The following is a 26,310-nucleotide window of genomic DNA, read 5'->3' as shown; positions in this document are numbered from 1 at the left end:
ACTCACCCACAGCTTGGGGCGCGACGACAATGGCACTGCTTACTTCCCCTGGGGCTGGTTGCGGTTGGTGTTGGAACTGTTCTTCTGTTCCTGCGCGGCGGCCGCGCGCGATTCGGCGATGCCGACCGAACGGGCCGACGCGGCTTTCTCGTCTTTCTGCAGTTCCATCGGCTGGTCCTCGCCTTCCGGGGTAAGCCAGCCGCCGTTGAAACCGGCGCGCTCAAGTCCCCGGCGGATGTGCGGGTTGTTCTTCATCGTGTCCCACACGAAATCATTGCGGTAGTTGGCGATCATGGTGAGGATCGGGCCCTGGTCGATGCCGATGTAATCACTGGCCACCCAGCCACGATCGGGCACCATGCGCCCGGTCTTGAGCGGGATGTCGAAGTTGAAGCTGGGGTTGAACGAATCCAGGAAGCCGTAGCTGGAATAGATGTAGTCGCCGTAGCGCTTGTGCATCTCCACCGTGGCCGGGATCACCTCTTCGGGCGCGAACACCACCGAGGCGATCGCAGCGGTCGGGGCGATGGTGCCGTCGTCGAAGTTCTCGCGCAGGCCCGCGCCGCGCGAGGAGTAGTGGCGGAACTGGCGCTGCTCGCCACGGAATTCCTGCGTGGTGTTCTGCGGACCGTCGCTGGCGGTCAGGCCCCACACGTTTTCACCGTAATCCTTCCACTGCATCGGGTTGGCGATGGCGTACTCGCGCTGGGCCAGTGCGGCCGAACGGCTGTTGAGGAAGTAGGTGCTGCCGCGTTCGCGCATGTACGCGTCCTGGATGTCGCGGAAGTCGATCCAGACGTGGGTGTACTGGTGGCCGAACAGCGGGCCGAAGGACAGGTATTCCTGGCCCTGGAACACGCCCCAGTCGTTGTCGTAGGTCCGCGTCCACACCGTCCACGCGTCCGGGCTGACCGGGTGCGTGGGCGAGCCAAGGGCGAGGATGTAGACCATCATCGCCTCGTTGTAGCCCATCCAGTCGTGGTCGATGAAGCCGCTCTCGGGGAACCAGCCCATCGAGATCAGCGGCGCACGCTGCTGCAGCCACGGCCAGTCCACGCGCTTGTACAGCGTGTCGGCGATGTCGCGGATCTCTTTCTCGCGCGCATCGTCACCGGTGTAATAGGACTGCGCGAACAGCACGCCCATCATCAGCAGTGCGGTGTCCACGCTGGAAAGTTCCACCCAGCTGTCGTAGCGGCGGCCTTCCTGCATGTCCAGGAAGTGGTAGTAGAAGCCCTTGTAACCGCCCTTGCCGGTGCGCTGCGGGCCCATCGGCAGGTCGCGGAAGAACTTCAGCGTCAACAGCGTGCGGTCCACCGCCTGGGTACGGCTGACCCAGCCGTTTTCCACGCCGATCGGATAGGCGGTCAGCGCGTAGCCCACCGAGGCGATGCTGGCGAACGGGCGCGACGGGTAGCGGTCCGGGCTGAGCCCGTTCACTTCGTTGGTGGTGTCCCAGAAGAACTGGAAGGTACGGCGTTCGATATCGTCGAACAGCGGCGGCAGTTCCGGCTTCATCGGGCGCGGCGGGACGTCGGCCTCCACCAGGATCACCGGCGGCTTGGGCTTGGCGGGTTTGTCCTCGGCCTGCGGCGTGCACCCCACGACCGCCACGGCCAGTACAGCGAGAGCCAGAACACGACGTGCCTTCATCGACCACCACCTCTTGCGCTTGTTCGTACCGGAGAGCATAGCGTCCCACGGATTGAAACCGTTTACAGACCTGCCGTTAAAAAAATCCGCGTTTTCAGGCGGATCCGATGCCTTCACCACACACGCATCTGTCGATGATCCAACGACACATGCCTGTGCAGTCCGCCGGCCGATCGAGACCGGCCGGCGGTACCGCTCCGGCACCGTCCACGGGGGACGGTGCCGGATGTTGCGATCAGAAGCGGAAGCCGACTTCTGCCTTCACCTGGCGCGGCGTACCGACGATATCGCCGGTCTCGTTGTAGCTGGCCAGCAGCTTGCCGTTGGACTTGGTGTAGTTGTAGTTGGAGAAGTTGTCGAAGTTGAAGACGTTGATGATGTCGATACGCGCGTACAGCTCGGTATCGCCCGGCATCTTGAACGTCTTCGTCGCCTGCAGGTCGACCGAACGGTAGCCGAAGATCTTGCCACCGACCAGGAACTTGCCGTTGCCGTTGGGCACGGCGGCGCCCGGGGTCGGCAGGTCGAAGCCGGTGGACTGCTGCACCGGGTACCAGTCGTTCACCGCGGTCGGGGTGGCCAGGGTGATCTTGCCGCCGAAGGTGATGTCCCAGAAGCCGGCATACGAACCGGTGACCACCAGGCGGTGGCGCGGCGCGCCGTTGGAACGGATGGTCGGGTAATCCTCGATCAGGCCGCGGTCGAAGGCGTACTTCTCGTTGATGTCGCGGTTGTGGCGGGCGGTGGTCCAGGTGTAGGCCACCGAGGTGCCCCAGCCGCTTTCCTTGGTGAACGGCTTCTGCGCCGACAGCAGCACCTGGGTCGCACGGGTCTTGATGCCCTGCTGGCCAATGATCAGGCTGCCGAAGCCCGGCACGTTGCAGCTCCAGGCCTGGCTCAGGCCCGGGTCGCTGCCACCGCACAGGCGCGGGTCATCGAAGAACTGGCCGGTCGGGTAACGGTTGCCGAGGGTGAACGCGAAGCCGTCGTAGCTCAGCGTGCGGGCGATGGTGGCATCGGTCAGCCAGTCGCCGACCTGGTTGCTCATGCCCAGGCTGAACTGGTCGGAGTACGGCACCTTCAGGTTGTTGTTGAGCAGGTCCACTTCCAGGCCGGCGTTGCTGGTCGAGCCCACCAGCGACTGCAGGTTGCCGATGCCGTTGAGCAGGTTCGGGTTCCAGTCATAGCAGGCGGCCTGGCCATTGAGGCAGGAACCGGTGGCCGGGTTGCGGAAGTAGATGGTCGGCTGCGGCAGGGCCAGCTTGGTGGTTTCCAGCTGCAGGTTGTCGAACAGGTCGCGATCGTAGGAACGACCGGCGCCACCGTGGATCACGTGCTGCTCGTCGGCATTGATGTCATACGAGAAGCCCAGGCGCGGCTGCCAGGCATCCTTGAATGCCTTGCGGTTGTGGCCGGTGCTGATGTAGTTGCTGATGTCCAGTCCGCCCAGCGCCAGCGAATCGGCGTAGGTCTGGCCAGCAGCAGCGCGCGGGTCCTGCGAGTAGATCGCGTCGACCACGGCCTGCGGGGTCACGAAGTCCAGGTAGGCCGGGGTCTTTTCGTAGTCCCAGCGCAGGCCGATGTTCAGCTGCAGGTGATCGTTCACCTGCCAGTCGTCCTGGATGAACAGGCCGATCTGCTTGGACTTCGAACGCACTTCGCCCGACACGCCCGACACGCCGGTCACCGGCTTGACGAACTGCGCCTTGTACGGAATGTCGGACGGGAAGTCCGGATCGCCCAGCGTGTAGGTGAAGGCCGGGTTGATCTGTGCCGCATCCGACGCGTACAGGTCGATCTGCTTGTACTTGGCGCCCATCTTGATGGTGTGGTCACCGGCCCACTGGATGCCATCCAGGGTCAGGTTGTCTTCAATCGCCCAGCCCTTCTGGCCCTTCACCTGCGAATCCAGCGCCGAGGCACCACCGATCTTCACCAGGGTACGGTCTTCGGTGCCGTCCGGTGCGGTGTAGGTGATGCCGTTGGCCAGGGTCAGCGGCGTCGGGTTGTTGAACGAATCTTCATGGGTGAGCATCATTTCGTTGTAGAAACGCTCACCGCTGTGGTTCCAGCGCAACGCATAACGACGGTCGGTGTTGACCACTTCGCGGCCGGCTTCCGGCGCGGTCTGGCCACTGAACTGCTGCTGGGTCTCGTCGCGATCCTGGAAGCTCAGCTCGATGCGATCGTTGTCGGTCGGCTCGAAGTCGATCTTGGCGAAGATCAGGTCCTGCTCGAACGGCTGGCTGGCCGGGCCGAGGCCGGCGGCGGCGTCTGCCGGCAGCAGGCCGACGCGGTTGGTGACCGAGCCTTCCGGCGCGATGGTGACCGGCAGGTCGAAGCGCTTGGCTTCGTAGGTCACGAAGAAGTGCGCCTTGTCCTGGATGATCGGGCCACCCAATGCAAAGCCGTATTCCTTCTCGGCCGACGCTTCCTTGGTCTGGCCAACCTGACGCTCCGCCGGGGTCTTGGCGCGCATGTCTTCGTTGGTATAACGGTAGAAGGTTTCACCCTTGAACTCGTTGGTACCGGACTTGGTCGCCGCGGTCACGGCCGCGCTGGAGACCTGGCCGTACTCGGCCTTGTAGTTGCCGCTGATGACCTTGTATTCGCCGATGGCCAGCTGCGGGAACGGGTTGCCGGCGCTGCCGGACTGGCCGGCCACGCCGCCGCCCTTGACGTAGCTCTTCTGGCCCACGCCGTCGATGTAGACGTTGGTGCCGTCGGCATTGGTGGCACCGCCGCGCAGCGAGGTGTTGCCCTTGGCATCACGGGTGAAGATCATGCCCGGCACCGCGTCGGCGAACTCCAGGAAGTTGCGCGACACCTGCGGGGTGGTCTGGATCTGCTGCAGGCTGACCGTCTTGCCCACTTCGGAGGTCCGCACTTCCTGCAGCAGGGTCGGCGCAACAACGTTGACCGTGTCCAGGTTGGTGGCATTGGCGGTGCTGCCGTTGGCCGGCGCGCCGCTGAAGTTCAGGGTCGCGGTCGAGGCCACGGTCACCGTCACCTTCTGGGTCTGGCCATTGGCCACGACGTCGTAGGTGCCCGGATCCAGGCCCATCAGCGAGTAGCTGCCGTCGGCGCGGGTGGTGGCGCGGCGCACGGTGCCGCTGGCCAGGTTGGTCGCGGTCACTTCGGTACCGGCGTCAGCCTGGGCAACCTGGCCGCGCAGCGACGAAGTAGCCGACTGTGCCATCAGGCTCGGTGCAGCGCCCAGCAACAGGCAGCTGACCAGTGCACTCGTCAGCAGGCGGCGTGCCGGCATGCGGGTGCTGTGATTGGAATACGTCATGTAAATCTCCGGGTGGTGGTGACCGTCTTTGCGGCCGCCTGTCTTTTTTTTGATTACGTGAATTACCGATACCGCGTTCCGACTTTCCAACGTGTCACGACCGACGGTCGTGACCTACCGCGTTCCGACCGCGTTCCGACCTGCGGTCGGAACGGTTGAATCACGCACGATCAGGGTCGGTACAAGTGTCTGCTTGTCACCGGCCGTTTCCGTGCTGTTGCCATCCATCAACTGCAACAGACGCGTCGCCGCCTTATCGCCAAGCTCGGCGATACTCACCTGCATCGTCGTCAACGATGGGTGAACGAAACGCGCCAGGGGGATGTCATCGAAGCCTGCCAGCGCCACATCGGCGGGCACGCGCACGCCGGCCTGCCCCAACGCATACAGGCAGCCGAGCGCCATCATGTCGTTGGCCGCGAACACCGCATCGGGCAATGCACCGGCGGCCAGCAGCTCCTGCCCGGCACGGTGGCCGGACGCCTCATCGAAGTCGCCGGGCAGCTCGATGCCTTCGGCACCCGCACCAAACGCCGACAGCGCATCGCGGAAGCCACGCAGGCGTTCGCGCGCATCGAAGTTGAGGTCGGGGCCGGCAATGAACGCAATGCGGCGGTGGCCGACCTCGAGCAGGTGGCGGGTCATCGCCATCGCACCGGCATGGTCATCGATGCTCAGCACCGGATGATCCTGCTCGGGCAGATAGGTATTGATCAACACCGTGGGCAGCGACTGCGGCAGGTTGTCGGTCAGGAACCCCGGGCTCTCCGCGTACGGCGACAGCACCAGCAGCCCATCCACCCGGCCGCGCATGGCACGCAGGGCGGCGCCCTGCTGCTCCTGGTCGCCGTGGTAGCTGGACACCAGCAGGTGCTGGCGGCGGGCACGGGCGACATTGTCGATGCCGCGCATCAGCTCGGAGAAGAATTCGCCATACAGGTCAGGCAGCACCACACCGATGGTGTTGGTACGCCGGCTGCTCAGGCTGCGGGCGGCCGCATGCGGGGTGTAGCGCAGGCGCGCCGCCACCTCCAGCACCAGCTTGCGCACGGGCTCGGCAACATTTTCATGGCCATTGAGCGCACGCGACACCGTCGCCACAGAGACTCTGGCTTCGCGGGCTACATCTTTGATAGTGATCGCTGCCTTGTTCACCTCGCCGCCCTCCACGGCTTAGAGATCTGGGCTTGGCGCGGAATGTAAGCGTTTTCAACGCACGATGTAAACACTACGTTAGGCAAATGTCGCACGGCGGTAACCTCGGGATGTCTTGTGGAGGTCGCCCCGGGACTCACCGGGACAAGGCGGGACAAGGGTTTCAGCCCTTTTTCGGAGGTGCTTCGGCACGGATGGACAACGCGTGGATATCGGTCTCCATCAGGGTGCCCAGGGCCGCATAGACGGCCCGGTGGCGCGCAAGTGGCAGCCTGCCCTCGAAGGCCGCGCTGACCACATGCACATTGAAATGACCGCGCCCGTCGCGGGCGCCCTCATGGCCGGCATGGCGGTGGCTGTCGTCCTCCACCTCCAGCAGTTCGGGGTCCAGCGCCGCCTGCAGGGCCGCGCGGATGCGCTCGACCCGGTTCATGGGAGCACCTTGCGGAACGGGCGCACCTGCACCCGCGCATAGACACCGGCATCCACGTAGGGGTCGGCCGCGGCCCAGTCCTGGGCCTCCTCGAGCGAGCCGAACGCGGCAATGACCACGCTGCCGCTGAAGCCGGCCGGGCCCGGGTCCTCGCTGTCGATGGCCGGACAGGGACCGGCCAGCAGCAGGCGGCCGGCATCGCGCAGGGCCTCCAGACGGGCCAGGTGGGCCGACCGGGCCGCAAGCCGCGCCGCCAGCACGTCGGTGCCGTCATACCCTTCAATGACATAGAACACAGGCAACTCCAAAGGCTCAGCTAAACGAACCGGGCGATTCTAGCCCGGCTCGCTGGACACTGCGGACGTGAAGCCGTACTCTTGTCCCTATTGCACGTGGCTGGACGCAGCAGCCCGTCGGCAGATGGCTTCACCGCCAACCGACGATCGACCCGCTGCCCCACACCAGTACACGTAGACGACCTCCTGTAGTTCTGCCGCTGCTCCCTGTATCGACCCGCCGTCGATATCAACCCGCAGCGCGAGCTCCTGCTGTTTGAAATGTGAAACCACGCCGGCGCAGGCGTGTCATGGCTTGCGATCCAACCGCCCGGGTGTTCCCGATGCGGATCTGGCGCGGCAACCGGTCCGTTGCAATACAGACGTCAATCTTGATGACCTCCGAACTCGCGCTCGACGCGAACCCGCAAACCCGGCCGACCGCCCCACAGCAGCAGGAAATGCCGCTGGCCGTGGTGCATGGTCAACCGGTCCTGCAGATTCCGCAGGACCTGTACATCCCGCCGGATGCGCTGGAAGTCATCCTGGATGCGTTCGAAGGTCCGCTGGACCTGCTGCTGTACCTGATCCGCCGGCAGAACCTGGATATCCTGGACATCCCGGTCGCCGAGATCACCCGCCAGTACGTCGAGTACATCAACGTCATGCAGGAGCTGCGCTTCGAACTGGCGGCCGAGTACCTGGTGATGGCGGCGATCCTGGCCGAAGTGAAGTCGCGGATGCTGCTGCCGCGCCCGCCGAGCATCGAAGGCGAGGAAGCCGATCCGCGTGCGGAGCTGGTGCGCCGGCTGCAGGAGTACGAACGTTTCAAGCAGGCTGCCGAGGACATCGACGCCCTGCCCCGCCAGGACCGCGACACCAGCCTGGTGCATGCCTTCGTCCCCGATCGTGCGGCCATCAAGCTGCCGCCGCCGGTGGACCTGAAGGAAATGCTGGTGGCGCTGTACGACGTGCTCAAGCGCGCCGAGCTGTTTACCGGCCACGCGATCAAGCGCGAGGCCCTGAGCGTTCGCCAGCGCATGGGCGACGTGCTGGGCCGCCTGGAAGATGGCAAGTTCTACCGGTTTGAAATGCTGTTCACCGCCGAAGAAGGCAAGCTGGGGGTGCTGGTCACCTTCCTGGCCCTGCTCGAACTGGCCAAGGAACAGCTGCTGGACATTGTCCAGGAAGCTCCGCTGGCGCCGATCTACGTCAAGTCCCTGGCCGCCGGCAACACCAATGAACCGCTGCAGTTCAACAGCGAGTTCGACGATAACGACGCCGCCAACGAAACCGACTGAGCACCCGACCCACGCATGGATCAACCGCTGATCAACCGTATTGTCGAAGGCGCGCTGCTGGCGTCCAGCCAGCCGCTGACGCTGGCGCAGCTGCAGGGCCTGTTCCCCGAAGAGGAACCGGCACCGCCGGGCAGCATCGAACGCGCGCTGGAACTGCTGCGCGAGGGCTGCGCCGAACGCGGCGTGGAGCTGGTCGAGGTCGCCTCGGGCTTCCGCTTCCAGGTCACCAATGAAGTGCATGGCTACATCACCCGGCTGTGGACCGAACGCAAGACCCGCTATACCCGTGCCACCCTGGAAACCCTGGCGCTGATTGCCTACCGTCAGCCGATCACCCGCGGCGAGATCGAACAGGTCCGTGGCGTGGCGGTCAGCAGCAACATCATCCAGGCCCTGGAAGAGCGCGAATGGATCCGCGTGATCGGCCACCGCGACGTGCCCGGCAAGCCGGCGCTGTTCGGCACCACCAAGGGCTTCCTGGATTACTTCGGGCTCAAGCGCCTGGACGAGCTGCCGCCGTTGTCGGAACTGCGCGACCTGGGCGAACTGGAACCGCAGCTGCCGCTGGACCACGAAGGCCAGCCGGCCGGCCGCATCGCCGCCGGCGCGGCCAGCCCGGACGCCGAGCTGGACAGCGACGCGGCCAACGATGGCGATGTTGGCGACAACGACAACGCCGACGATGTTGCTGGCGACGACACTGTCGCCGCAGCGCCAGGCCAGGCCTCGCTGAACGACCAGGACGCCCGGCCGGAACCGGACGACACGCCCGAACCGGACCAGGACCCGGCCGCGGTCAGGTCCGCCGCCCGCGCCGCACTCGCTGCGGCCCGGCTGGCGGAACAGGACGCCGAACAGGACAATACCCAGGCTTCCGCGGATGCGGATGCCGACGACACCTCATCCCACGCGCCGTTGTCGCTCCCCGACGACGACGCTGATACGACCGCCAGCGATGGCGAACCCGTTACCGCGCCGGGAGAGCGCGCGGCGCACCAGAACGAAACCGAAAACAACGCCGTCGCGAAGACGACCGTGGCTGTTGACGAAGCCGATCCCGAACCAGAGGCCGACGAAACCGTCGCCGGCCGGAGCCAAGTAAATGAGTGACACCCCCCGCAAGCTGTCGTTGAACAAGCTTTCGCTCAAGCGCGAATCCGACACCGACCAGCCCAAGCTCGAAGAGCGCCTGCACAAGGTCCTGGCCCAGGCCGGCCTCGGCTCGCGCCGCGCGCTGGAACAGCGCATCGCCGATGGTCTGGTCAAGGTCAACGGCGAAGTCGCCCAGACCGGCCAGTCGATCAAGAGCGGCGACAAGGTCGAACTGGACGGCCGTGGCTTCGTTGCCACCGCGCTGACCGAGACCTCGCGCGTGCTGGCCTACAACAAGCCCGAAGGCGAAGTGACCACCCGCGAAGACCCGGAAGGTCGCCCGACCGTGTTCGAAGCGCTGCCTGCCCTGAAGGGCGCGCGCTGGATCGCGATCGGTCGCCTGGACATCAACACCACCGGCCTGCTGCTGGCAACCACCGACGGTGAGCTGGCCAACGCGATGATGCACCCCTCCTACGAGGTGGAACGCGAATACGTCGTGCGCGTGCGTGCACCGGAAGGCGAAGAGAAGGTGCCGGACAACATCGTCGACCGCCTCGCGCGCGGCGTGGCGCTGGAAGACGGCCCGGCCAAGTTCGACGAGATCGAACGCATCGGCGGCACCGATTCGCACGACTGGTTCCGCGTGGTCGTCAAGGAAGGCCGCAACCGCGAAGTGCGTCGCCTGTGGGAATCGCAGGGCTGCCAGGTCAGCCGCCTGAAGCGCACCCGCTACGGCAAGGTCAGCCTGCCGCGCGAACTGCTGCGCGGCCAGTCGGTCGAGCTGCCGGCCAAGCAGGTGGAAGCCCTGCGCGCCGAACTGAAGCTGGAAGAAGGCGCGCCGTCGGCGCTGACCCTGCAGCCGGTGATCGGCCAGCGCCGCGCCGCCAAGACCACCGTGCGCGTCTCGCGCGACGGTGGTCGTGGCAACGCCTACGTCAACGGCCACAACACGGCCGATGAAGGCCGCGAACTGCGTCGTTTCGACAACGTGCGCGAAGAACGCGGCCGTGGTCGCGGTGGCAAGGGTGGCGGCTTCAAGGGTGGCCTGACGGTCAGCGGCGAAGCGGCGGCCAAGCAGTCGCAGCGTCCGTTCAAGGCGCGCCCGGACAAGGGCAACCGTGCCCTGCCGGAAGGCAATCCGGCCGCGTTCCGCAGCTGGTATGTGCCGGACGGTGTGAGCACCGGCCCGAGCAACCACCGCAATGCCGGCCCGGGCGCCGCCCGTGGCCCGGGTGCGCGTGGTCCGGGTGCCGGCGCAGGTGCCGGCGGCCAGGGCCGTCCGTACGGCAAGCCGAAGGGCCCGGGTGGTCCGGGCGGCGCAGGCGGCCAGGGTCGTGGCGGCTACGGCGAGCAGGGCCAGGGTCGTGGCGGCTTCGGCGGCGAGAGCCGTGGCGGGTACGGCGGTGAAGGCCGTGGCGAAAGCCGTGGCGGCTACGGCGGCCAGGGCCGTCCGGCCGGCGCCGGCGCTGGCGCGGGCAACCGCAGCAGCCAGGGCGGTCAACGCCATCCGTACGGTCACCCGGGCAATGCCCCGAGCTTCCCGTCCGATCATGCCAATCCGGGCGCCAGCCCGTACGGCAGCGCGCGCCCGACCGGCGGCCGTCCTGCGGGCAACCGCGGTCCGGGCGGCCCGGGTGGCAACCGCGGCCCGGGTGCCCCCAGCGGCAACCGGGGTCCCGGTGGTCCGGGCGGCAACCGTGGTCCGGGTGGCCCCGGCGCACGCGGTCCGGGCGGCCCCGGCGGTCGCCCGAGCGGCGCACGTCCCGGCGGCAACCGCGGCCCGGGTGGCGGCGGTCACCGTGGCGGCGGCCCGCGCGGCGGCTAACCGGACTGGGTAGAGCGGACTGTATTTTGCGTCCGACCTACCGCCCTGATTCCCAAAACGGCCTGGAGGCCATATGACAAGGATGTTGCGTGTAGTGGTGCTGTGCGTGCTTGGCCTCGGCCTGGCCGCCTGCGGAAAGCTCCAGGAAGAACTGGCCGCGTCGCAGAACCCCTTCCCGAAGAGCTCCCCGCTGCACGCCCCGGTGGACCGGGTCACGCGCAAGCTGATCCACGAGCCGACGTACATGGCGCGCATGAAGGGACTCGAACCGGGCAAGGCGCGGGAAATGGGCGCCACGCTGTCGATGAACGGGCTCGGCCGCCTGGAGCTGCCGATGCTGGAGCGTCGCGCGCTGCTGGTGGGCCAGCTGCTGGAGAAGCTGCCGGAAGCGCAGTGCGGGGAAATCGCCAAGGCAGTCACCCCCGCCCAGGTGTCCCGCACCACCGACCGGATGCTGGAAACCCTGGCCACCCTGCCGCAGGGCGCGATCGACGAATGGTTCGATATCGCCTACGCGGCCACGCTGGCCGAGCTGCAGCAGCGTCCGAAGACGCAGGTGACCGAGGCGCAGGTCAATGCATCGGCCACCGCGCTGGTGGAGCTGCTTCCGAACGATGCCGAGCGCGAGCGCATCGGCCGGGTGATGAGCAACCTGCCGGGCGCCACCGACGCCGATGCCTGCTGGGCGGTGCGCACCATGTACACCACCCTGCCAGAATTGCCCGAGCCACAGCGCGGACATTTTGCCTGGGCAAGTACGCAGCAGTAACGAAAAAACCCGGTCGATGGCCGGGTTTTTTGTTGCTGCCGTCAACGCCGGCCGTTGGCCGGCCCACGTGACCTCAACGCCGCTCGATGGTAAACCGGCTGCCCGCCACGCCCAGGTCCCAGCCCTTGCCGGTGCCGGCCAGGGCCAGCGACACATCGCCCTTGGTCACCACCTGCGCGCTGCTGGATTTGTCGGCGCCGGCGTGCGCTTCCACCGATGCGTAGGAACCGATCAGGTCGTTGAGCGAATAGGCGCCGGAGAATTTGCCCTTGCCGTCGGTGATGGTCGACTTGCCTACGGACAGGCCGCCGCCCTTGACGCTGATCTTGACCGGAATGCTTGCGCCATTGTCGCAGGTGATCGTGCCCGTGCCCGACGCGGTCTTGTAGAACACCGACCAGCCGGACAGGTTGTACTTCAGCTCGCAATCGATGTTGCCGGCGGCCTGTGCGGCCGGCACCACCGCGATGCCAGCCAGCGCGATCAGTGCCAGGGAACGTTTCTTCATGGGATGCGCTCGTACGGAGTGGAGAACGGCCCCGAATCTAGCAGCGCGCGCGTGTGGTCCGCATGAGACCGCCAGCCCGCATGCAACCACCGTTCAGTAGTGCCAGGCCCTGCCTGGCAACCAAGCGGTGCCAGAATCGCACCGTAGTGACAGCCCATGGCTGTCAACCCGTAGCCCCGGAATCAGGCGCCCCCGCCCCACACCCGGCCCTACCGGATATCGAAACTGTCCGCATCCAGCATCGCCGGGAACCTTGCCCGGTGCGCGGCCAGTGCCGCCGCCGAGATCGTGGTGGTCACCACCTGCTCGCGCTCACGGATCTCCACCTGCGGCTGCCCGAGGAAGTCGATCACCGCGCTGTCGCCGGCATAGTGCAGGTCGTTGCCGTCCACGCCGATGCGGTTGACCGCCGCCACGTAGCACAGGTTCTCGATCGCACGCGCGCGCAGCAGCGTCCGCCACGGATAGGCCCGGGCCGAAGGCCAGTTGGCCACGAAGATCTGCAGGTCGAAGTCCAGGTCGTCGGCACGCTCCACGTTGTAGCGGTTGCGGCAGAACACCGGGAAACGCAGGTCGTAGCAGACCTGCGGATTGATCCGCCAGCCCTTCCATTCCACGCTCAGCCGCGCACTGCCGGCCGCATAGCGCAGGTGTTCGTTGCCGTAACGGAACAGGTGGCGCTTGTCGTAGTACTGCAGCTCGCCATCGGGCGTGGCCCACAGCAGCCGGTTGTACACGCCCTCGCCCACCCGCAGCTGCACGCTGCCGGTGACCGCCGCGCCCAGCAGCGCAGCCTGCTCGCGGATCCACGCCACGGTGGGGCCCTGCATGTCCTCTGCCCTGTCGATGGCCTCGTTGGAGAAGCCACTGGTAAAGGTTTCCGGCAGGATCACCAGGTCCGTGTGGCCGGCCAGCGGTGCCAGCAACGCGCCGTAGTAGGCACGGTTGCCGGCCGGGTCATGCCAGCGGGTGTCGCCCTGGATCAGGGAGACGCGCAGATCCGGGCGTTCGGCGGCGGTCATCAGAGCACCTGCAGGCGTTCAATCGCCGCGTCGAGGGTGGCGTCGTTCTTGGCGAAGCACAGCCGCACCAGGCGCTGGCCCTGCGGCGCGGTCTCGTAGAACGGCGACAGCGGGATGGCGGCCACGCCCTTCTCGATGGTCAGCCACTTCACGAATTCATGGTCCGGCAGGTCGCTGATCGCCGAATAGTCCACCAGCTGGAAGTAGCCGCCGGGCACCGGCAGCGGCGTGAGCCGGGTGGTGAGCAGCTGCTCGCGGAAGCGGTCGCGCTTGGCCTGGTAGAACGCGCCCAGTTCCAGGTGGTGCTGCGGTTCGTCGCGGATCATCGCGGCGAAGCCGTATTGGGCCGGGCCGAAGCTGGTGAAGGTGTTGTACTGGTGGACCTTGCGGAACTCGGCGCTCATCGCCGGCGGCGCGATGGCATAGCCGATCTTCCAGCCGGTGCAGTGGTAGGTCTTGCCGAAGCTGGAGATCACGAACGCGCGCTCGCGCAGTTCCGGGTAACGCAGCGCCGATTCGTGGCGGCGGCCGTCGTAGATGATGTGTTCGTAGACTTCGTCGGAGATGAGGTAGATGCCGGTGCCACGCAGCACGTCGGCCAGGGCCTGCATGTCGTCGGCAGTCAGCATGGCCCCGGACGGGTTGTGCGGCGTGTTGACCATGAGCAGGCGGGTGCGCGGGGTGATGGCCGCACGCACGCGGTCCCAGTCCACCGCGAAGGTCTGCGGGTCCAGCGGCACGTGCACCGCACGCGCGCCGGCGAGGTCGATGGCGGGTTCGTAGCAGTCGTAGGCAGGGTCGAGGACGATCACTTCCTCGCCCGGGCGCACCACGGCGTGGATGGCGTTGAAGATCGCCTCGGTGGCGCCACTGGTGACGGTGATTTCGGTATCCGGGTCCACCTGCGCGCCATACAGGTCCAGCGACTTCTGCGCGATGGCCTGGCGCAGCGGCGCTACGCCGGTCATCGGCGGGTACTGGTTCAGGCCAGCGTGCATGGCCTTGATGGTTTCATCGACCAGGCGCTGCGGCGCGGAGAAATCCGGAAAGCCCTGGCCCAGGTTCACGGCGCCGTGCTCGGCAGCCAGCTGGGACATCACGGTGAAAATGGTGGTGCCCACCTTGGGCAGCTTGGTCTGGGGGTTCATCGGCAACCGGGGGATCAAAGGCGGAGACCCCGAAGTGTACGAAATCCACCCCGGGCGTGACGGGCAGATGTGGCCAACCTTCCGGCCGGCTGCACCGGTACACTGCGCCGATGCTGAATTCTACGAACACCCCTCCGTTGCTGGCCGCACACGGCCTGGCCTTCAGTCGCAACGATGAACCGGTGTTCGGGCCGCTGGACCTGCATGTGGATGCCGGCGAGGCGCTGCTGGTACAGGGCGACAACGGTGCCGGCAAGACCACGCTGCTGCGGGTGCTGGCGGGCCTGTCGCGCCCGGGAAGCGGCCAGATCCAGATTGACGGGCGACCGGCCGGGCAGCGCGAGCGCGCCCAGTTCGTGGCCTACCTCAGCCACCTGCCGGCCCTGAAGCCGGACCTGGACACGCTGGAGAACCTGAACTTCCTGTGCGGCCTGCACGGCCGGCGGGCGCGGCAGATGCCCGGCAATGCGCTGGCGATCGTCGGCCTGGCCGGGTACGAAGACACCCTGGTGCGGCAGCTGTCGGCCGGCCAGAAGCGGCGGCTGGCACTGGCGCGCATCTGGCTGTCGCCCGCGCCCCTGTGGTTGCTGGACGAGCCCTACGCCAACCTGGACCTGGACGGCATCAACCTGGTGAATCGCATGATTTCCGCGCATCTGCGCAGCGGCGGTGCCGCGCTCGTCACCACCCACGGTGCGTATGCCGCGCCGCCGGTGCGTACGCGGGTGATCAGCCTGTCGGCCACCGCGCCCATCGCCGGAGAACCCGCATGATCGCCCCGGGTACCCAACCGGGCCTCTGGCAGACCGCCCGCGCCCTGGCCGGGCGCGACCTGCGCCTGCTCTGGCGGCGCCGCGGCGATGCGCTGCAGCCGCTGCTGTTCGCGCTGCTGGTGGTGGTGCTGTTCGCCCTGGCGCTGGGCCGCGATCCGCCGCTGATGGCCAAGGTGGCCGCCGCCGTGCTGTGGCTGGCGGTGCTGCTGGCCGGCCAGCTCGCGCTCGACACCCTGTTCCGCAGCGATGCCGAGGACGGGTCGCTGGAACAGTGGCTGCTCGCGCCGGTCCCGCTGGCGTGGCTGGTGCTGGTGCGGGTGCTGGTGCACTGGGCCACCACCGCCCTGCCGATGATCGTGGTAAGCCCGCTGCTGGCGGAAATGCTGCATCTGCCACATGACCAACTGCCGATGTTGCTGGCATCGTTGCTGCTGGGGACGCCGCTGCTCAGCCTGATCGGCGGCGTGGTGGCGGCCCTGACGGTGGGCATCCGGCGCTCTGGTATTCTCGTGGCGTTGCTGGCGTTGCCGCTGTATGTACCGGTGCTGGTGTTCGGTGCAGGCAGCGTGGCCGCTGCGGCGCGCGGGCAGGATCCGGTGGGAGCATTGCTGCTGCTGGGAGCGGGATTGGTGGTGGCGCTGGTGTTGGCGCCGCTGGCGACGGCCGCTGCCATACGGATTTCGTTGAGTTGAGGTGCAATTTGTTTTCCCTAGCTGGATAGCCATCGCTGCATGAATAGCCTCGTCCGCTGGTTCCACCAACTCGGTTCGCCGCCCACCTTCGATCGCTTTGCTGCGCGCTGGTCGCGCGTGTTCTACCTGGCCGCCGTGCCCGTGCTGCTGATCGGCATGTGGCAGGGCCTGTTCGTGGTGCCGCCGGAGCAGAACCAGAACGACGCCTTCCGCATCATCTACATCCACGTGCCCAGCGCGTGGATGAGCCTGTTCGTGTTCGCGCTGATGGCCTTCTACGCGGTCATCGCGCTGGTCTGGCGGATCAAGGTCTGCGAGATCCTGGCCATGGCCTGCGCGCCCATGGGCGCCGGCTTCACCCTGATCACCCTGCTCACCGGCAGCATCTGGGGCAAGGGCACCTGGGGCACCTGGTGGGATTGGGACCCGCGCATGACCAGCGAACTCATCCTGCTGTTCCTCTACCTGGGCGTGATCGGCCTGTACCACGCCATCGAAGACCGGCGCAGCGCCGCGCGCGCCGCCGGGCTGCTGGCCATCGTCGGGGTCGGCCTGCTCCCGGTGATCCGCTACTCGGTGGACTGGTGGGGCGGCCTGCACCAGCGCCAGTCGATCAGCATGTTCGGCGACAGCGCCATTCGCCCCGAACTGATCGCGCCGCTGTGGTGGATGGTGATCGCCACCAAACTGTGGTTCGTCGGTTCGCTGCTGGGCAAGGCCCGCGCCGACAACCTGACCCGCGACGCCGGCAAGGCCTGGGTCGCCGAGCGCTTCGGCAGCCCCGCTGCACCGCCGCTGGAGGACCTGCCGCGATGACCCACCTGCCTTTCATCATCGCCGCCTACGCGGTGTTCGTCGTGGTCCTCGCTGCCGATGCACTGGGCACGTACCTGCGCCTGCGCGCGGCACGTCGCCTGGCCCTGCAGCGCCAGCACCGGCTGCAGGCGCGCGACAAGACCCGGCCCGCCGCCCCACTGGCCACGGAGCTGAGCCGATGACCCCGGTCCAGCGCCGCCGGCTGGTGTGGGTGCTGCTGGTGCTGCTCGCCTCCGGCCTGGCCACCACGCTGGTGGCCTTCGCCCTGCAGCGCAATATCGCCTACCTGTACACCCCCTCCGAAGTGCTGCGCGGCGACCACGGCACCCAATCCAATTTCCGCCTCGGCGGCATGGTGGTGAAGGGCTCGTTCCAGCGCGCCGAGGGCTCGCTGGACGCACATTTCGTCGTCACCGACGGCGACGCCACGCTGCCCGTCACCACCTCGCGGATCCTGCCGGACATGTTTGCCGAAGGCACCGCCGTGGTCGCCAGCGGGCGGCTGCAGAACGGCACCTTCGTCGCCGATGAAGTGCTGGCCAAGCACGACGAGAATTACGTGCCCAAGGAAGTGGCCGACAAGATGGGCCAGGCGCACCGCAAGCACGATGTGCCGGTGCCCGCCGTGGAGGCACGCTGAGTGCTGCCTGAGCTGGGGCAGGTTCTGCTGGTCTGTGCGCTGCTGGCTGCCCTGCTGCAGGCGGTGCTGCCGCTGTGGGGCGCGCAGCGCCAGCGGTCGCCGTGGATGGCGGTGGCGCGCCCGGCCGCGTTCGCGCAGCTGGCCCTGCTGGTGGGTGCGTTTGTTCTGCTGACCGTTGCCTTCGTGCAGCAGGACTTCTCGGTGCGCTACGTGGCCGAGAACTCCAACACGCTGCTGCCGCTGGCCTACCGCTACTCGGCGGTGTGGGGCGCGCACGAGGGCTCGCTGCTGCTGTGGGTGCTGGTGCTGGCGCTGTGGGGCGGCGCGGTGGCGCTGTGGTCCAAGCGCCTGCCCGAGACGGTGCGTGCGCGGGTGCTGGGCGTGATGGGCATCATCAGCCTGGGCTTCATCGCCTTCCTGCTGTTCACCTCCAATCCGTTCGCGCGGCTGCTCCCGGCCCCGCTGGAAGGCCGCGACCTCAATCCGCTGCTGCAGGACCCCGGGCTGATCATCCACCCGCCGATGCTGTACATCGGCTACGTCGGCTTCGCGGTGCCGTTCGCGTTCGCCATTGCCGCGCTGCTCGATGGCGCCGTGGATGCGCGCTGGCTGCGCTGGACGCGGCCGTGGACCAACGTCGCCTGGGGCTTCCTGACCCTGGGCATCGCGCTGGGCAGCTGGTGGGCGTACTACGAGCTGGGCTGGGGCGGCTGGTGGTTCTGGGACCCGGTGGAGAACGCCAGTTTCATGCCGTGGCTGGCGGGTGCGGCGCTGATCCACTCGCAGGCCGTGACCGAAAAACGCGGCAGCTTCGCCAGCTGGACGTTGCTGCTGGCCATTGCCGCCTTCGCGCTGTCGCTGCTCGGGGCCTTCCTGGTCCGCTCCGGCGTGCTGACCAGCGTGCATTCGTTTGCGGCCGATCCGTCGCGCGGCGCCTTCATCCTGGCGTTCCTCGCACTGGTGGTCGGTGCGGCGCTGCTGCTGTATGTGCTGCGCGCCGGCGCGCTGGGCAGCGACGATCCGCGTCGCGGCTTCATGGCCACCTCGCGCGAGACCCTGCTGCTGGCCAACAACCTGCTGCTGGCCAGCGCCTGCGCCATGGTGCTGCTGGGCACCCTGTACCCGCTGCTGGCCGACGCGCTGGGGCTGGGCAAGGTCTCGGTGGGGCCGCCCTACTTCGGCACGCTGTTCATCGTGTTGATGGCGCCGCTGGTGGCGCTGCTGCCGTTCGGACCGCTGGTGAACTGGCAGCGCGACCAGGCCTCGCGGCGCGTGGCCATGCTGGCGCCGTGGGCGGTGCTGGCGCTGCTGCTGGGCGTGATCGCCTGGTTCATGGCGCCGCAGGGCAAGCTGAAGGCCGCCGCCGGCGTCACCGCTGCCGCATGGGTCGCACTGGGCACCGCGCGCTTTGTGTGGACGCGCCTGCGCGGCAACGGCCGCTTCAACGCGGAAATGGTGGGCATGCTGCTGGCCCATACCGGCGTGGCCGTGTTCCTGATTGGCGCGCTGCTGGTGGAAGCCCTGAACGTGCAGCGTGAAGTGGCGCTCACCCCGGGCCAGACGCTGGAGGTGAGCGGCTACACCCTGCGCTTTGAGGGCGTTGACCACCAACAGGGACCCAATTACGTGTCCGACCGCGGTCATGTGCGGGTGCTGCACGGCGGCCGCGAGCTGGCCCTGCTGCACCCGGAAAAGCGCGCCTACGCCAGCGGCGGCCAGATGATGACCGAAGCGGGCATCCTCGCCCGCGTGCGCGGCGATGTGTACGTGGCACTGGGCGAGCCGCTGGGCAACAATGCGTGGGCGGTGCGCGTGCACGTCAAACCCTTCGTCCGCTGGGTCTGGCTGGGCGCACTGCTGATGGCCCTCGGCGGCTTCGTTACCGCCGCCGACCGTCGTTTCCGCCGTTTCCAGGAGTAGCTCCATGTCCGATCCCCGCCCCGCCTCGCGCCCCCTGCCCCCCGTGGCCATCGTCATCGGCGTGCTGTTCTTCTTCGGGCTGCTCGGGCTGATGGTGTACGGGGTGATGAAATCCGGTGCGCCGGACCGCGACATTCTGCCCTCCGCGCTGATCGGCAAGCCTGCGCCCGCCTTCGAACTGCCGGTGCTGCATGACCCCACCATCAAGGTCAGCAGCAACCAGCTGCGCGGCGCACCGTATGTGCTCAACGTGTGGGGCAGCTGGTGCGCGGCCTGCCGCGAGGAACACCCGATCCTGACCCGGTTCGCCGAAACCAAGCGCGTGCGCGTGATCGGCTACAACTGGAAGGACGAACCGGCCGACGCGCTGCGCTGGCTGGAGCAGCTGGGCAATCCGTTCGTGCTGGTGCTCACCGATATTGAAGGGCGCACCGCGATTGATTGGGGCGTCACCGCCGCACCGGAGACCTTCCTGGTGGATGCCAGCGGCGTGGTGCGGTGGAAGTACAGCGGCGCGCTGAGCCAGCGTGTGATCGATACGAAACTGCTGCCGGAACTGGAGAAGCTGGAGCGTGCCAATGCACAACCGCGTACTACGCCGCCGCCGGCGAACTGAGCCTGGGACGGGGGGCCGCACGACCAACGGGCGGGCCATGCCGCGACGATTCGGCCCCTGCGTTGCGTTGTTGGCCATTGCGCTGTTTTTGGGCCCGGCACTCGCGCAAGCCCAAGCCGTCTCCGACCCCACCCCACTGCAGTACCGCGATGCCGCCGAGGAAGCCCGCTTCCATGCGCTGGCCGCCGAACTGCGCTGCGTGCAGTGCCAGAACCAGTCGCTGGCCGATTCCAACGCGCAGATCGCGCACGACCTGCGCCGCGAAGTGCTCGCGCTGATGCAGCAGGGTAAAAGCGATGCGCAGATCAAACAGTTCCTGGTGGATCGTTACGGCGAATTCGTGCTTTACCGCCCCTTGATGGACACGCGCAACAGCCTGCTCTGGTTCGGACCACTGGCGCTGGTACTCGGCGGTGCCGGGGTGCTGGTATGGGTGGTGCGCCGACGCAGCCGCCAGGTGCAGCCGATGGGCGACAGCGAGGAGCGCTGGTGAGCGGGTGGATACCCACCGTGGCTGCTGTAGCCGCGACGCTGGTAGCGCTGGTGGTCTTGTGGCCGCTGCGGCGCCACAGCCGCCGCCTGCCGTTTATCGGGGCGTGCGTGGCAATCGGCGTGGTTGGTTTTTCCCTCTATTCCCTCATAGGTACACCAGAGGCGGTCGATACCGCACGCGAGGACCCCACAAGCCTGCGTGACGGCGTGCGCGACCTTGAACAGGCGCTGGCGCGCGAGCCACAACGCGCCGATGGCTGGGCGCTGCTGGGCCGTTCGGAACTGGCGCTGGGCAACATCGACAAGGCCAACCAGGCCTTCACCCGCGCCGTCGCACTTGCGCCGGACGAGGCCCCGCTGCTGGTGGAAGCCGCGCAGGCGCGCGCCGAAGGCGATGCCGCCAAGCACTTCGACGACACCGCGCTGCAGTGGCTGCGCCACGCACAGCAGGTGGACCCGGCCAGCGAGCGCGCCGGCTGGCTGATCGGCATTGCACAGCGCCAGCGCGGGCAGGATGCGGAGGCGGCAGCCACGTGGGAAGCGCTGCTGCCGCGGCTGGAGCCGGCGGCGGCGAAAGCACTGCGCGCGCAGATTGCGATTGCGCGTGAGAAGGCCGGAGAACGGCCGGCTCCGGTTGCTGCCGCCGCCACAACAACGGCAGTGAACGTGTCCGTGATGCTGGGGCCAGGCATCGACAGATCCAAGCTGCCCGCTGACGCCACGGTATTCGTCATCGCCCGCATGCCCGGCGGCCCGCCGATGCCGGTCGCTGTCGAAAAGCACCGGCTGGCAGACCTGCCGCTGCAGATCACCCTGGACGACAGCGACAGCCCCATGCCAACCGCGAAGCTGTCCTCGCTGGACCAGGTAGAGGTCTTCGCCAGAATCTCGGCCAGCGGCCAGGCAAACCGCCAGCAGGGCGACATCGATTCCCCCGCGGTAACCGTAAAGCTCCCGCACAAAGCCACGGTAGACCTGACCCTGTAACGACATGCCATGCGTGTCTTCGGGGTGTTGGAACACCCGTAGAGCCACGCCCTGCGTGGCTGCGCGGCGCCCGAACGTAGACCAGCCACGCAGGGCGTGGCTCTACCCCGGTAACCAAACACCCCCCGCGACACACCATGCCGCCCATCACCACAGCACCGCCACCGCGCCCGTTTAGAATGCCCCCATGACCGAATTCATCCCCCCCGGCACCCGCTACCACGCCCTGCCCTCACCGTTCGCGTTCAAACGCGGCGGCCAGCTGCACGGCGCGCACGTGGCCTACGAAACCTGGGGCACCCTGAACGCCGACGCCAGCAACGCCATCCTGATCGTCACCGGCCTGTCGCCCGATGCACATGCCGCCGCCAACGCCGACAATCCTGCTCCCGGCTGGTGGGCGGGCATGGTCGGCCCGGGCAAGCCGATCGATACCGACCGCTGGTTCGTGGTGTGCGTGAACTCGCTGGGCAGCTGCAAGGGCTCCACCGGCCCGGCCACCATCGACCCGGCCACCGGCGAACTGTACCGCCTGCGCTTCCCCGAACTGTCCATCGAAGACGGCGCACGCGCCGCCGTGGACGTGGTGCATGCGCTGGGCATCCAGCAGTTGGCCTGCGTGATCGGCAACTCCATGGGCGGCATGACCGCGCTCGCCGTGCTGCTGCTCCACCCGGGCATCGCACGCAGCCACATCAACATTTCCGGCAGCGCGCAGGCGTTGCCGTTCTCCATCGCCATCCGCTCGCTGCAGCGCGAAGCCATCCGCCTCGATCCGCAGTGGAACGCGGGCAACTACGTGGACGACCAGTACCCCGAATCGGGCATGCGCATGGCGCGCAAGCTGGGCGTGATCACCTACCGCTCCGCCCTCGAATGGGACGGCCGCTTCGGCCGCGTGCGGCTGGACTCGGACCAGGCCGACGACGACCCGTTCGGCCTGGAGTTCCAGGTGGAAAGTTACCTCGAAGGCCACGCACGGCGCTTCGTCCGCTTCTTCGACCCGAACTGCTATCTCTACCTCAGCCGCTCCATGGACTGGTTCGACCTCGCCGAATACGCCGACGGCGACGTACTGGCCGGGCTGGCGAAGATCAAGGTGGCCAAGGCCTTGGCCATCGGCGCCAACACCGACATCCTGTTCCCGGTGCAGCAACAGCAGCAGATCGCCGACGGCCTGCGTGCCGGTGGCGCCGAGGCGCAGTTCATCGGCCTGGATTCGCCGCAGGGGCACGATGCGTTCCTGGTCGACTTCGACCGGTTCGGGCCGGCGGTGCGCGGCTTCCTCGAGGCGCTCTGACCCATGCGGCAGCAGGGAAAGCTCAGCGAATGGGATGACGCGCGCGGCTTCGGCTTCGTGCAGCCCAATGGCGGTGGCGAGCGTTGCTTCGTGCATATCCGCGCGTTCACCGCGCGCGACCGGCGGCCGGCGCTGGGCGATGTGATCACCTATGAGGTGAAGCCCGACGCGCGGCGCCGGCTCAACGCGGTTGGCGTGCGTTTCGCGTTGCAACGCAGTGGTGCGCGCGGCACGGCAAGCAAGAGCACCGGCCACGGACCGGATCGACTGCCCCGTACGCCGATAGCGCTGGTGTTCCTCGCCGGCGTGGTCGCGGCGATGTTTGGTGGATTCCTGCCGCCGTGGGTGCCCGCGGTGTACCTCGGCCTCAGCGGCGTGACCTACCTTGCCTATTGGCAAGACAAGGCGGCAGCGCAACGGGACCGGCAGCGCACGCCGGAGAACGTGCTGCAGATGCTGGCCTTGTTCGGCGGTTGGCCGGGAGCCTTGATCGCGCAGGCGACGCTGCGGCACAAGAACCGCAAGGTCTCGTTCCAGGTCACGTTCTGGGTGGTGGTCGTGGTCAATCTGGCGGGGCTTGTGTGGATTGCTTCCGGTGGACTGGCGACCACGTAGCCGGATGCCCGGCGAAGATTACGCCTGCGATCGGCAAGGGCCCGGACGAGGCGATGCCGCCCGGGCAGTAGCGTTACCTGCTGGTCGGCGAGACGTTCTGAGCTCCGCGCGTCTTTCGCCACTGGATCCACGCGATCGCGGCGACGAAGAAGACGCTGCACAGGTAACTGCCTTCCGGCCCTTGCGCGCCACCGGTCAGGGTGTCGAGGCCTTGCGGGCGCAGCGCCACCAGCAGCGCCGGCAAGTGCGTATCGATGCCGGTGACGGGCAGCTCGAAGCCGGTCGCGAGCAACCAGTTCCACCCCGCGTGCCAGCCCATCACGCCCCAGATATTGCCGGTCCGCAGCGCCCAGGCGCAGGCGAACAGCGAGAACAGGAACGTGCCGAGCATGACCCGGGGCGGCTGGTGCGGACTGAAATGCAGGAAGCAGAAAACGAGCGACACCAGCAGCACTGCCACCGCGACATTGGTCTTGCGCGCCACCACCGACAGCATCCAGCCGCGGAAGATGACCTCCTCCACGCTCGCCTGGAACATGAAACTCAATAGCAGCAGACCGATGTGCAGCAGACTGACGGGCGACCGCCAGGCCTGCCCCAACCCCGCCGCCTGCATGCCGCCAGCCATCCAGATCGCGACTACGACCAGCGCGATCGTGCCGAATCCAATGGCCAGTCCGCGCAGGAAGGTTTTCAGCGGCGCCGGACCGGTCAGCCCGATACTCGCCAGCGAGCGCCCTTCGACGAAGCGTACCCAGGCGAGCACGGCCGCCAGCGTCGGCGCGAAGCCGATCCACAGCAGCGCATACACGCCAGCGAGGCCGATCGGATCGCCGCGCGGCGTCGACCAATGCTGCGACTGCATCCACCCGTCCAGCGCGATCATCGGTACCGCGTTGAACAGGATCATCAGGATCGGCGTCAGCCAGGCCCAGGGCAGCCAGCCGCGGGCCGGATCGGGCGAATACAGGGCAACGGGGGTCATGCGGGGTTCCAGGTCGGCGTGATCGCCGCTGCAAGTTGCCATCCGCGCGGGGGCGTGGCAACCCGATTGCGACCAAGCCACAGAAGCCGCCGATGAATCACCCGGATCGCCGACGAAATGTCGCTGAGTCGTCGCCCGTGGTGTCCGCTGCCGAGCCGACGTACTGACGGCGGTATGCCGTAAGTGAAAGAGAGCCCTTGGCGGATCACACGTCCGCGCAGCCAAGCTGCACTGCTACTTGATCTTCAGCTCCGGCAGAAGAGGGTCAACATCAACCAGCTCCAGGGACTTGACCATGTGCAGCGTCGAGTTCTTGTACTTGAGGAAATGCGCGCTCTTCACATGCTGTTCGTATGCCTGCCGACTTGCATATATTTCAAGAATCGTCAGTCTGGTCGGCTCGTCTTTGTCGAAGACGGCGTACAGCGACAGCACGCCTGGCTCACGCTCCATTGAGGCGCGAACCTCTTCAGCCAGGGCCTCTCGATAGGCGGACAAATGGTCCGTGTTCACGGTGATCTTTGACAGCCTTGTCATCTGTACCTCTTCAGCTCCAACACTGAAGGCGCATGCAGCCATGCCGATCAAGGCTGCGATGAGCATCTTTTTCAATCAACCCTCCAATGCGCGCGTGCCACTCGGCGCAGCGTTTTCCGGAACATCATTCCTGCCGAGCCTCGAGCTGGCGTTGAATACCAACGCGGACACGTTCGGCAGCCTCCCGGCTGAAGCGTACCTCGAGAACATCGGCCAGCCTATGCAGCTGCTCCGGGCGCAGCCCTATATTCATGCTGATGCCTATGTGCGACTGCAACTGGGGTTCCACCCCGGACATGGCAGCCAGCATGCTGACCGTGGCCAGCTCGCGGCTCTGCCAATCAAGGTTGTCGCGCTCGAAGATGTCGCCAAACAGGTGCGTACGCAGATACTCATTCGCCTGCGGTGCGAAATCGAACAAAGGCCCTGAAACTGGACCACCCGCCAGCTTGGTCTGGTTCGCCGTGCCTGCAGCAAGCAACGCGTCGCCTTTGGGGATCGGCCTGCCGGGCTCGCGGCCGGCATCATCCTGGATGCCCCGCTGCCTGCGCGCCTCCGCCACCCTCATCAATTCGCTCAATGCGTTCAGGCTGCGCGGAAAGCCCGCATAGGCGTAAACCTGCACGAGGATCTCCCGCGCTTCCGCCAGACTCAGTCCCGCGTCCAAGCCTTGATTCAACGCCTCCCGCAGGCTATCCATGTTGCCGGCCGCTGCTGAGGCGCTGATTGGAATAATGGCTTGCTCGCGGGCGTCCAGTTCGGTTGTAGAAACCCGGTTTGAATTGACGTTCATAGCTGCTCCTTCGTGTGCGAAAGCCATTTGTCCCGGAACGGAGGCAAGCATCGCCGCGCCTATCAGACAGGCGAGACGGCTGGACCGCCACTTGCGATCAATCGCCTTGGTACTGGGCATCGGTCACCTTCTCCAGCCAGTTCACGTTCTGCCCCTCGCGCACGCCGGTTACGGCAAGGTGCGTCATCGCGGTATCGGGGGCTGCTCCATGCCAGTGCTTCACCCCGGGCGGGCACCACACCACATCCCCGGGACGAATGACCTGAATGGGCTTACCCCATTCCTGCACGCGCCCAACGCCAGAGGTGATCACCAGACGCTGGCCTGCGGGATGGGTGTGCCACGCCGATCGTGCACCTGGCTCAAACGTCACCAGCCCGCCTGAGGCGGTGATGCCGGCGTCCGCGGGCCAGACCGGGTCGATGCGAACGCTGCCGGTGAAGAATTCCGCCGGACCATTCATTGACGCTTGGTCGCCGGCGACGGTGATGCGCTGTTCGGGCTGCGCAGCTGCTGCCTCACGGGGAAGGCCGAGCAACGCCAACACAGATAGGGCCAGGAGCCCGGGTGCTGCAGAGGACGCCTGGGTACCGACGCGTTTGATGTCCATGTAGCTCACCTCATTGTGGTGGGTAGGGTATGCAACCAACAGCTGATCGGACGCA

Annotated in this window: 27 protein-coding genes; 15 read left to right on the top strand and 12 right to left on the bottom strand. The window is 67.1% G+C overall.

What is annotated here, in order from left to right; all coding sequences use genetic code 11:
* Positions 1 to 39: 39 nt before the first annotated feature.
* The 5 genes from RT456_RS10430 to RT456_RS10410 form a co-directional block, all read right to left on the bottom strand.
* Positions 40 to 1,653, bottom strand: coding sequence for a glucoamylase family protein (locus tag RT456_RS10430; protein ID WP_313346097.1), 1,614 nt, complete (start codon positions 1,651 to 1,653; stop codon positions 40 to 42).
* 235 nt (positions 1,654 to 1,888) lie between these two features.
* On the bottom strand, positions 1,889 to 4,948 hold the full coding sequence (locus RT456_RS10425; protein WP_313346095.1) for a TonB-dependent receptor: 3,060 nt from the start codon (positions 4,946 to 4,948) through the stop codon (positions 1,889 to 1,891).
* Positions 4,949 to 5,062: 114 nt separating this feature from the next.
* The gene (locus RT456_RS10420) at positions 5,063 to 6,118 is read right to left on the bottom strand and encodes a LacI family DNA-binding transcriptional regulator (protein ID WP_313346092.1); all 1,056 of its coding nucleotides are present in this window, start codon (positions 6,116 to 6,118) and stop codon (positions 5,063 to 5,065) included.
* 148 nt (positions 6,119 to 6,266) lie between these two features.
* Positions 6,267 to 6,536 (bottom strand): BolA family protein, encoded by a 270-nt coding sequence (locus RT456_RS10415; RefSeq protein WP_313346089.1) that lies wholly within the window; start codon positions 6,534 to 6,536, stop codon positions 6,267 to 6,269.
* Positions 6,533 to 6,832 carry a YciI family protein gene (locus RT456_RS10410; protein ID WP_313346086.1) on the bottom strand — a complete coding sequence of 100 codons (300 nt, stop codon included), beginning with the start codon at positions 6,830 to 6,832 and terminating at the stop codon, positions 6,533 to 6,535. Before RT456_RS10410 ends, RT456_RS10415 begins: the two co-directional genes overlap by 4 nt.
* A gap of 374 nt (positions 6,833 to 7,206) precedes the next feature.
* Here RT456_RS10410 and RT456_RS10405 point away from each other — a divergent pair, with 374 nt between their 5' ends.
* The 4 genes from RT456_RS10405 (at position 7,207) to RT456_RS10390 (ending at position 11,801) form a co-directional block, all read left to right on the top strand.
* Positions 7,207 to 8,112 (top strand): ScpA family protein, encoded by a 906-nt coding sequence (locus RT456_RS10405; protein ID WP_313346084.1) that lies wholly within the window; start codon positions 7,207 to 7,209, stop codon positions 8,110 to 8,112.
* 15 nt (positions 8,113 to 8,127) lie between these two features.
* Complete coding sequence (gene scpB, locus RT456_RS10400) at positions 8,128 to 9,222, top strand: SMC-Scp complex subunit ScpB (protein WP_313346078.1); 1,095 nt, start codon at positions 8,128 to 8,130, stop codon at positions 9,220 to 9,222.
* Complete coding sequence (locus RT456_RS10395) at positions 9,215 to 11,032, top strand: pseudouridine synthase (RefSeq protein WP_313346075.1); 1,818 nt, start codon at positions 9,215 to 9,217, stop codon at positions 11,030 to 11,032. The genes scpB and RT456_RS10395 overlap by 8 nt, the downstream gene beginning before the upstream one ends.
* Positions 11,033 to 11,105: 73 nt before the next feature.
* Complete coding sequence (locus tag RT456_RS10390) at positions 11,106 to 11,801, top strand: hypothetical protein (protein WP_313346072.1); 696 nt, start codon at positions 11,106 to 11,108, stop codon at positions 11,799 to 11,801.
* A gap of 73 nt (positions 11,802 to 11,874) precedes the next feature.
* On the opposite strand, the gene RT456_RS10385 is transcribed toward RT456_RS10390, so the two are convergent.
* The 3 genes from RT456_RS10385 to RT456_RS10375 form a co-directional block, all read right to left on the bottom strand.
* Entirely contained in the window at positions 11,875 to 12,309 is a 435-nt protein-coding gene (locus RT456_RS10385; RefSeq protein WP_313346070.1) for a hypothetical protein, read from the bottom strand.
* A gap of 209 nt (positions 12,310 to 12,518) precedes the next feature.
* Positions 12,519 to 13,331 carry an amidohydrolase gene (locus tag RT456_RS10380; protein WP_313346068.1) on the bottom strand — a complete coding sequence of 271 codons (813 nt, stop codon included), beginning with the start codon at positions 13,329 to 13,331 and terminating at the stop codon, positions 12,519 to 12,521.
* Positions 13,331 to 14,479, bottom strand: coding sequence for a pyridoxal phosphate-dependent aminotransferase (locus RT456_RS10375; RefSeq protein WP_313346066.1), 1,149 nt, complete (start codon positions 14,477 to 14,479; stop codon positions 13,331 to 13,333). Before RT456_RS10375 ends, RT456_RS10380 begins: the two co-directional genes overlap by 1 nt.
* Positions 14,480 to 14,589: 110 nt before the next feature.
* Here RT456_RS10375 and ccmA point away from each other — a divergent pair, with 110 nt between their 5' ends.
* The 11 genes from ccmA to RT456_RS10320 all read left to right on the top strand — a co-directional run bounded on the left by ccmA (position 14,590) and on the right by RT456_RS10320 (position 23,330).
* Positions 14,590 to 15,252, top strand: a complete 663-nt coding sequence (ccmA, locus tag RT456_RS10370) for a heme ABC exporter ATP-binding protein CcmA (RefSeq protein WP_313346064.1) — start codon at positions 14,590 to 14,592, stop codon at positions 15,250 to 15,252.
* Positions 15,249 to 15,944 (top strand): heme exporter protein CcmB, encoded by a 696-nt coding sequence (ccmB, locus tag RT456_RS10365; protein ID WP_313346061.1) that lies wholly within the window; start codon positions 15,249 to 15,251, stop codon positions 15,942 to 15,944. Before ccmA ends, ccmB begins: the two co-directional genes overlap by 4 nt.
* Positions 15,945 to 15,983: 39 nt before the next feature.
* The gene (ccmC, locus tag RT456_RS10360; protein ID WP_313346057.1) at positions 15,984 to 16,760 is read left to right on the top strand and encodes a heme ABC transporter permease CcmC; all 777 of its coding nucleotides are present in this window, start codon (positions 15,984 to 15,986) and stop codon (positions 16,758 to 16,760) included.
* On the top strand, positions 16,757 to 16,942 hold the full coding sequence (locus tag RT456_RS10355; protein WP_313346054.1) for a heme exporter protein CcmD: 186 nt from the start codon (positions 16,757 to 16,759) through the stop codon (positions 16,940 to 16,942). The genes ccmC and RT456_RS10355 overlap by 4 nt, the downstream gene beginning before the upstream one ends.
* A complete protein-coding gene (gene ccmE / locus RT456_RS10350) occupies positions 16,939 to 17,400 on the top strand; it encodes a cytochrome c maturation protein CcmE (protein WP_313346052.1) in 462 nt (153 codons plus the stop codon). The genes RT456_RS10355 and ccmE overlap by 4 nt, the downstream gene beginning before the upstream one ends.
* On the top strand, positions 17,401 to 19,320 hold the full coding sequence (locus tag RT456_RS10345) for a heme lyase CcmF/NrfE family subunit (protein ID WP_313346049.1): 1,920 nt from the start codon (positions 17,401 to 17,403) through the stop codon (positions 19,318 to 19,320). It abuts the gene before it with no gap.
* Positions 19,321 to 19,324: 4 nt separating this feature from the next.
* Positions 19,325 to 19,936 carry a DsbE family thiol:disulfide interchange protein gene (locus tag RT456_RS10340; RefSeq protein ID WP_313346047.1) on the top strand — a complete coding sequence of 204 codons (612 nt, stop codon included), beginning with the start codon at positions 19,325 to 19,327 and terminating at the stop codon, positions 19,934 to 19,936.
* Between the two features lie 37 nt (positions 19,937 to 19,973).
* Positions 19,974 to 20,429 carry a cytochrome c-type biogenesis protein gene (locus tag RT456_RS10335; protein WP_313346045.1) on the top strand — a complete coding sequence of 152 codons (456 nt, stop codon included), beginning with the start codon at positions 19,974 to 19,976 and terminating at the stop codon, positions 20,427 to 20,429.
* A complete protein-coding gene (locus RT456_RS10330; protein WP_313346273.1) occupies positions 20,423 to 21,415 on the top strand; it encodes a cytochrome C biogenesis protein in 993 nt (330 codons plus the stop codon). The genes RT456_RS10335 and RT456_RS10330 overlap by 7 nt, the downstream gene beginning before the upstream one ends.
* 187 nt (positions 21,416 to 21,602) lie before the next feature.
* Positions 21,603 to 22,715: a homoserine O-acetyltransferase gene (locus tag RT456_RS10325; protein ID WP_313346043.1), complete on the top strand. Its 1,113-nt coding sequence runs from the start codon at positions 21,603 to 21,605 to the stop codon at positions 22,713 to 22,715.
* Between the two features lie 3 nt (positions 22,716 to 22,718).
* Positions 22,719 to 23,330, top strand: a complete 612-nt coding sequence (locus RT456_RS10320; RefSeq protein WP_313346040.1) for a cold shock and DUF1294 domain-containing protein — start codon at positions 22,719 to 22,721, stop codon at positions 23,328 to 23,330.
* A gap of 73 nt (positions 23,331 to 23,403) precedes the next feature.
* On the opposite strand, the gene RT456_RS10315 is transcribed toward RT456_RS10320, so the two are convergent.
* The 4 genes from RT456_RS10315 to RT456_RS10300 all read right to left on the bottom strand — a co-directional run bounded on the left by RT456_RS10315 (position 23,404) and on the right by RT456_RS10300 (position 26,255).
* Positions 23,404 to 24,315, bottom strand: a complete 912-nt coding sequence (locus RT456_RS10315) for a type II CAAX endopeptidase family protein (protein ID WP_313346037.1) — start codon at positions 24,313 to 24,315, stop codon at positions 23,404 to 23,406.
* A gap of 234 nt (positions 24,316 to 24,549) precedes the next feature.
* Complete coding sequence (locus RT456_RS10310) at positions 24,550 to 24,918, bottom strand: antibiotic biosynthesis monooxygenase family protein (protein WP_313346271.1); 369 nt, start codon at positions 24,916 to 24,918, stop codon at positions 24,550 to 24,552.
* 58 nt (positions 24,919 to 24,976) lie between these two features.
* Positions 24,977 to 25,645 (bottom strand): carboxymuconolactone decarboxylase family protein, encoded by a 669-nt coding sequence (locus RT456_RS10305; protein WP_313346034.1) that lies wholly within the window; start codon positions 25,643 to 25,645, stop codon positions 24,977 to 24,979.
* A 97-nt stretch (positions 25,646 to 25,742) separates the two neighbouring features.
* A complete protein-coding gene (locus tag RT456_RS10300) occupies positions 25,743 to 26,255 on the bottom strand; it encodes a cupin domain-containing protein (protein ID WP_313346031.1) in 513 nt (170 codons plus the stop codon).
* Positions 26,256 to 26,310 lie beyond the last annotated feature (55 nt).

Origin of the sequence: Stenotrophomonas sp. (genome assembly GCF_032099025.1) — a bacterium.
In the GTDB taxonomy this organism is placed as follows: Bacteria; Pseudomonadota; Gammaproteobacteria; order Xanthomonadales; family Xanthomonadaceae; genus Stenotrophomonas.
Note: the sequence above shows the minus strand (reverse complement) of the source record. Positions and strands in the feature narration are given on the sequence as shown.

Excerpts from the sequence above, each read along its gene's own strand:
- RT456_RS10355 (WP_313346054.1), top strand. The coding sequence starts at position 16,757 with ATGACCCACCTGCCTTTCATCATCGCCGCCTACGCGGTGTTCGTCGTG.
- RT456_RS10385 (WP_313346070.1), bottom strand. The coding sequence starts at position 12,309 with ATGAAGAAACGTTCCCTGGCACTGATCGCGCTGGCTGGCATCGCGGTG.
- RT456_RS10390 (WP_313346072.1), top strand. The coding sequence starts at position 11,106 with ATGACAAGGATGTTGCGTGTAGTGGTGCTGTGCGTGCTTGGCCTCGGC.
- RT456_RS10300 (WP_313346031.1), bottom strand. The coding sequence starts at position 26,255 with ATGGACATCAAACGCGTCGGTACCCAGGCGTCCTCTGCAGCACCCGGG.
- RT456_RS10335 (WP_313346045.1), top strand. The coding sequence starts at position 19,974 with ATGCCGCGACGATTCGGCCCCTGCGTTGCGTTGTTGGCCATTGCGCTG.
- RT456_RS10405 (WP_313346084.1), top strand. The coding sequence starts at position 7,207 with ATGACCTCCGAACTCGCGCTCGACGCGAACCCGCAAACCCGGCCGACC.
- scpB (WP_313346078.1), top strand. The coding sequence starts at position 8,128 with ATGGATCAACCGCTGATCAACCGTATTGTCGAAGGCGCGCTGCTGGCG.
- RT456_RS10380 (WP_313346068.1), bottom strand. The coding sequence starts at position 13,331 with ATGACCGCCGCCGAACGCCCGGATCTGCGCGTCTCCCTGATCCAGGGC.
- RT456_RS10395 (WP_313346075.1), top strand. The coding sequence starts at position 9,215 with ATGAGTGACACCCCCCGCAAGCTGTCGTTGAACAAGCTTTCGCTCAAG.
- RT456_RS10310 (WP_313346271.1), bottom strand. The coding sequence starts at position 24,918 with ATGCTCATCGCAGCCTTGATCGGCATGGCTGCATGCGCCTTCAGTGTT.
- RT456_RS10340 (WP_313346047.1), top strand. The coding sequence starts at position 19,325 with ATGTCCGATCCCCGCCCCGCCTCGCGCCCCCTGCCCCCCGTGGCCATC.
- RT456_RS10325 (WP_313346043.1), top strand. The coding sequence starts at position 21,603 with ATGACCGAATTCATCCCCCCCGGCACCCGCTACCACGCCCTGCCCTCA.
- RT456_RS10375 (WP_313346066.1), bottom strand. The coding sequence starts at position 14,479 with ATGAACCCCCAGACCAAGCTGCCCAAGGTGGGCACCACCATTTTCACC.
- RT456_RS10315 (WP_313346037.1), bottom strand. The coding sequence starts at position 24,315 with ATGACCCCCGTTGCCCTGTATTCGCCCGATCCGGCCCGCGGCTGGCTG.
- ccmC (WP_313346057.1), top strand. The coding sequence starts at position 15,984 with ATGAATAGCCTCGTCCGCTGGTTCCACCAACTCGGTTCGCCGCCCACC.
- RT456_RS10320 (WP_313346040.1), top strand. The coding sequence starts at position 22,719 with ATGCGGCAGCAGGGAAAGCTCAGCGAATGGGATGACGCGCGCGGCTTC.
- RT456_RS10425 (WP_313346095.1), bottom strand. The coding sequence starts at position 4,948 with ATGACGTATTCCAATCACAGCACCCGCATGCCGGCACGCCGCCTGCTG.
- ccmE (WP_313346052.1), top strand. The coding sequence starts at position 16,939 with ATGACCCCGGTCCAGCGCCGCCGGCTGGTGTGGGTGCTGCTGGTGCTG.
- ccmA (WP_313346064.1), top strand. The coding sequence starts at position 14,590 with ATGCTGAATTCTACGAACACCCCTCCGTTGCTGGCCGCACACGGCCTG.
- RT456_RS10305 (WP_313346034.1), bottom strand. The coding sequence starts at position 25,645 with ATGAACGTCAATTCAAACCGGGTTTCTACAACCGAACTGGACGCCCGC.
- ccmB (WP_313346061.1), top strand. The coding sequence starts at position 15,249 with ATGATCGCCCCGGGTACCCAACCGGGCCTCTGGCAGACCGCCCGCGCC.
- RT456_RS10430 (WP_313346097.1), bottom strand. The coding sequence starts at position 1,653 with ATGAAGGCACGTCGTGTTCTGGCTCTCGCTGTACTGGCCGTGGCGGTC.
- RT456_RS10415 (WP_313346089.1), bottom strand. The coding sequence starts at position 6,536 with ATGAACCGGGTCGAGCGCATCCGCGCGGCCCTGCAGGCGGCGCTGGAC.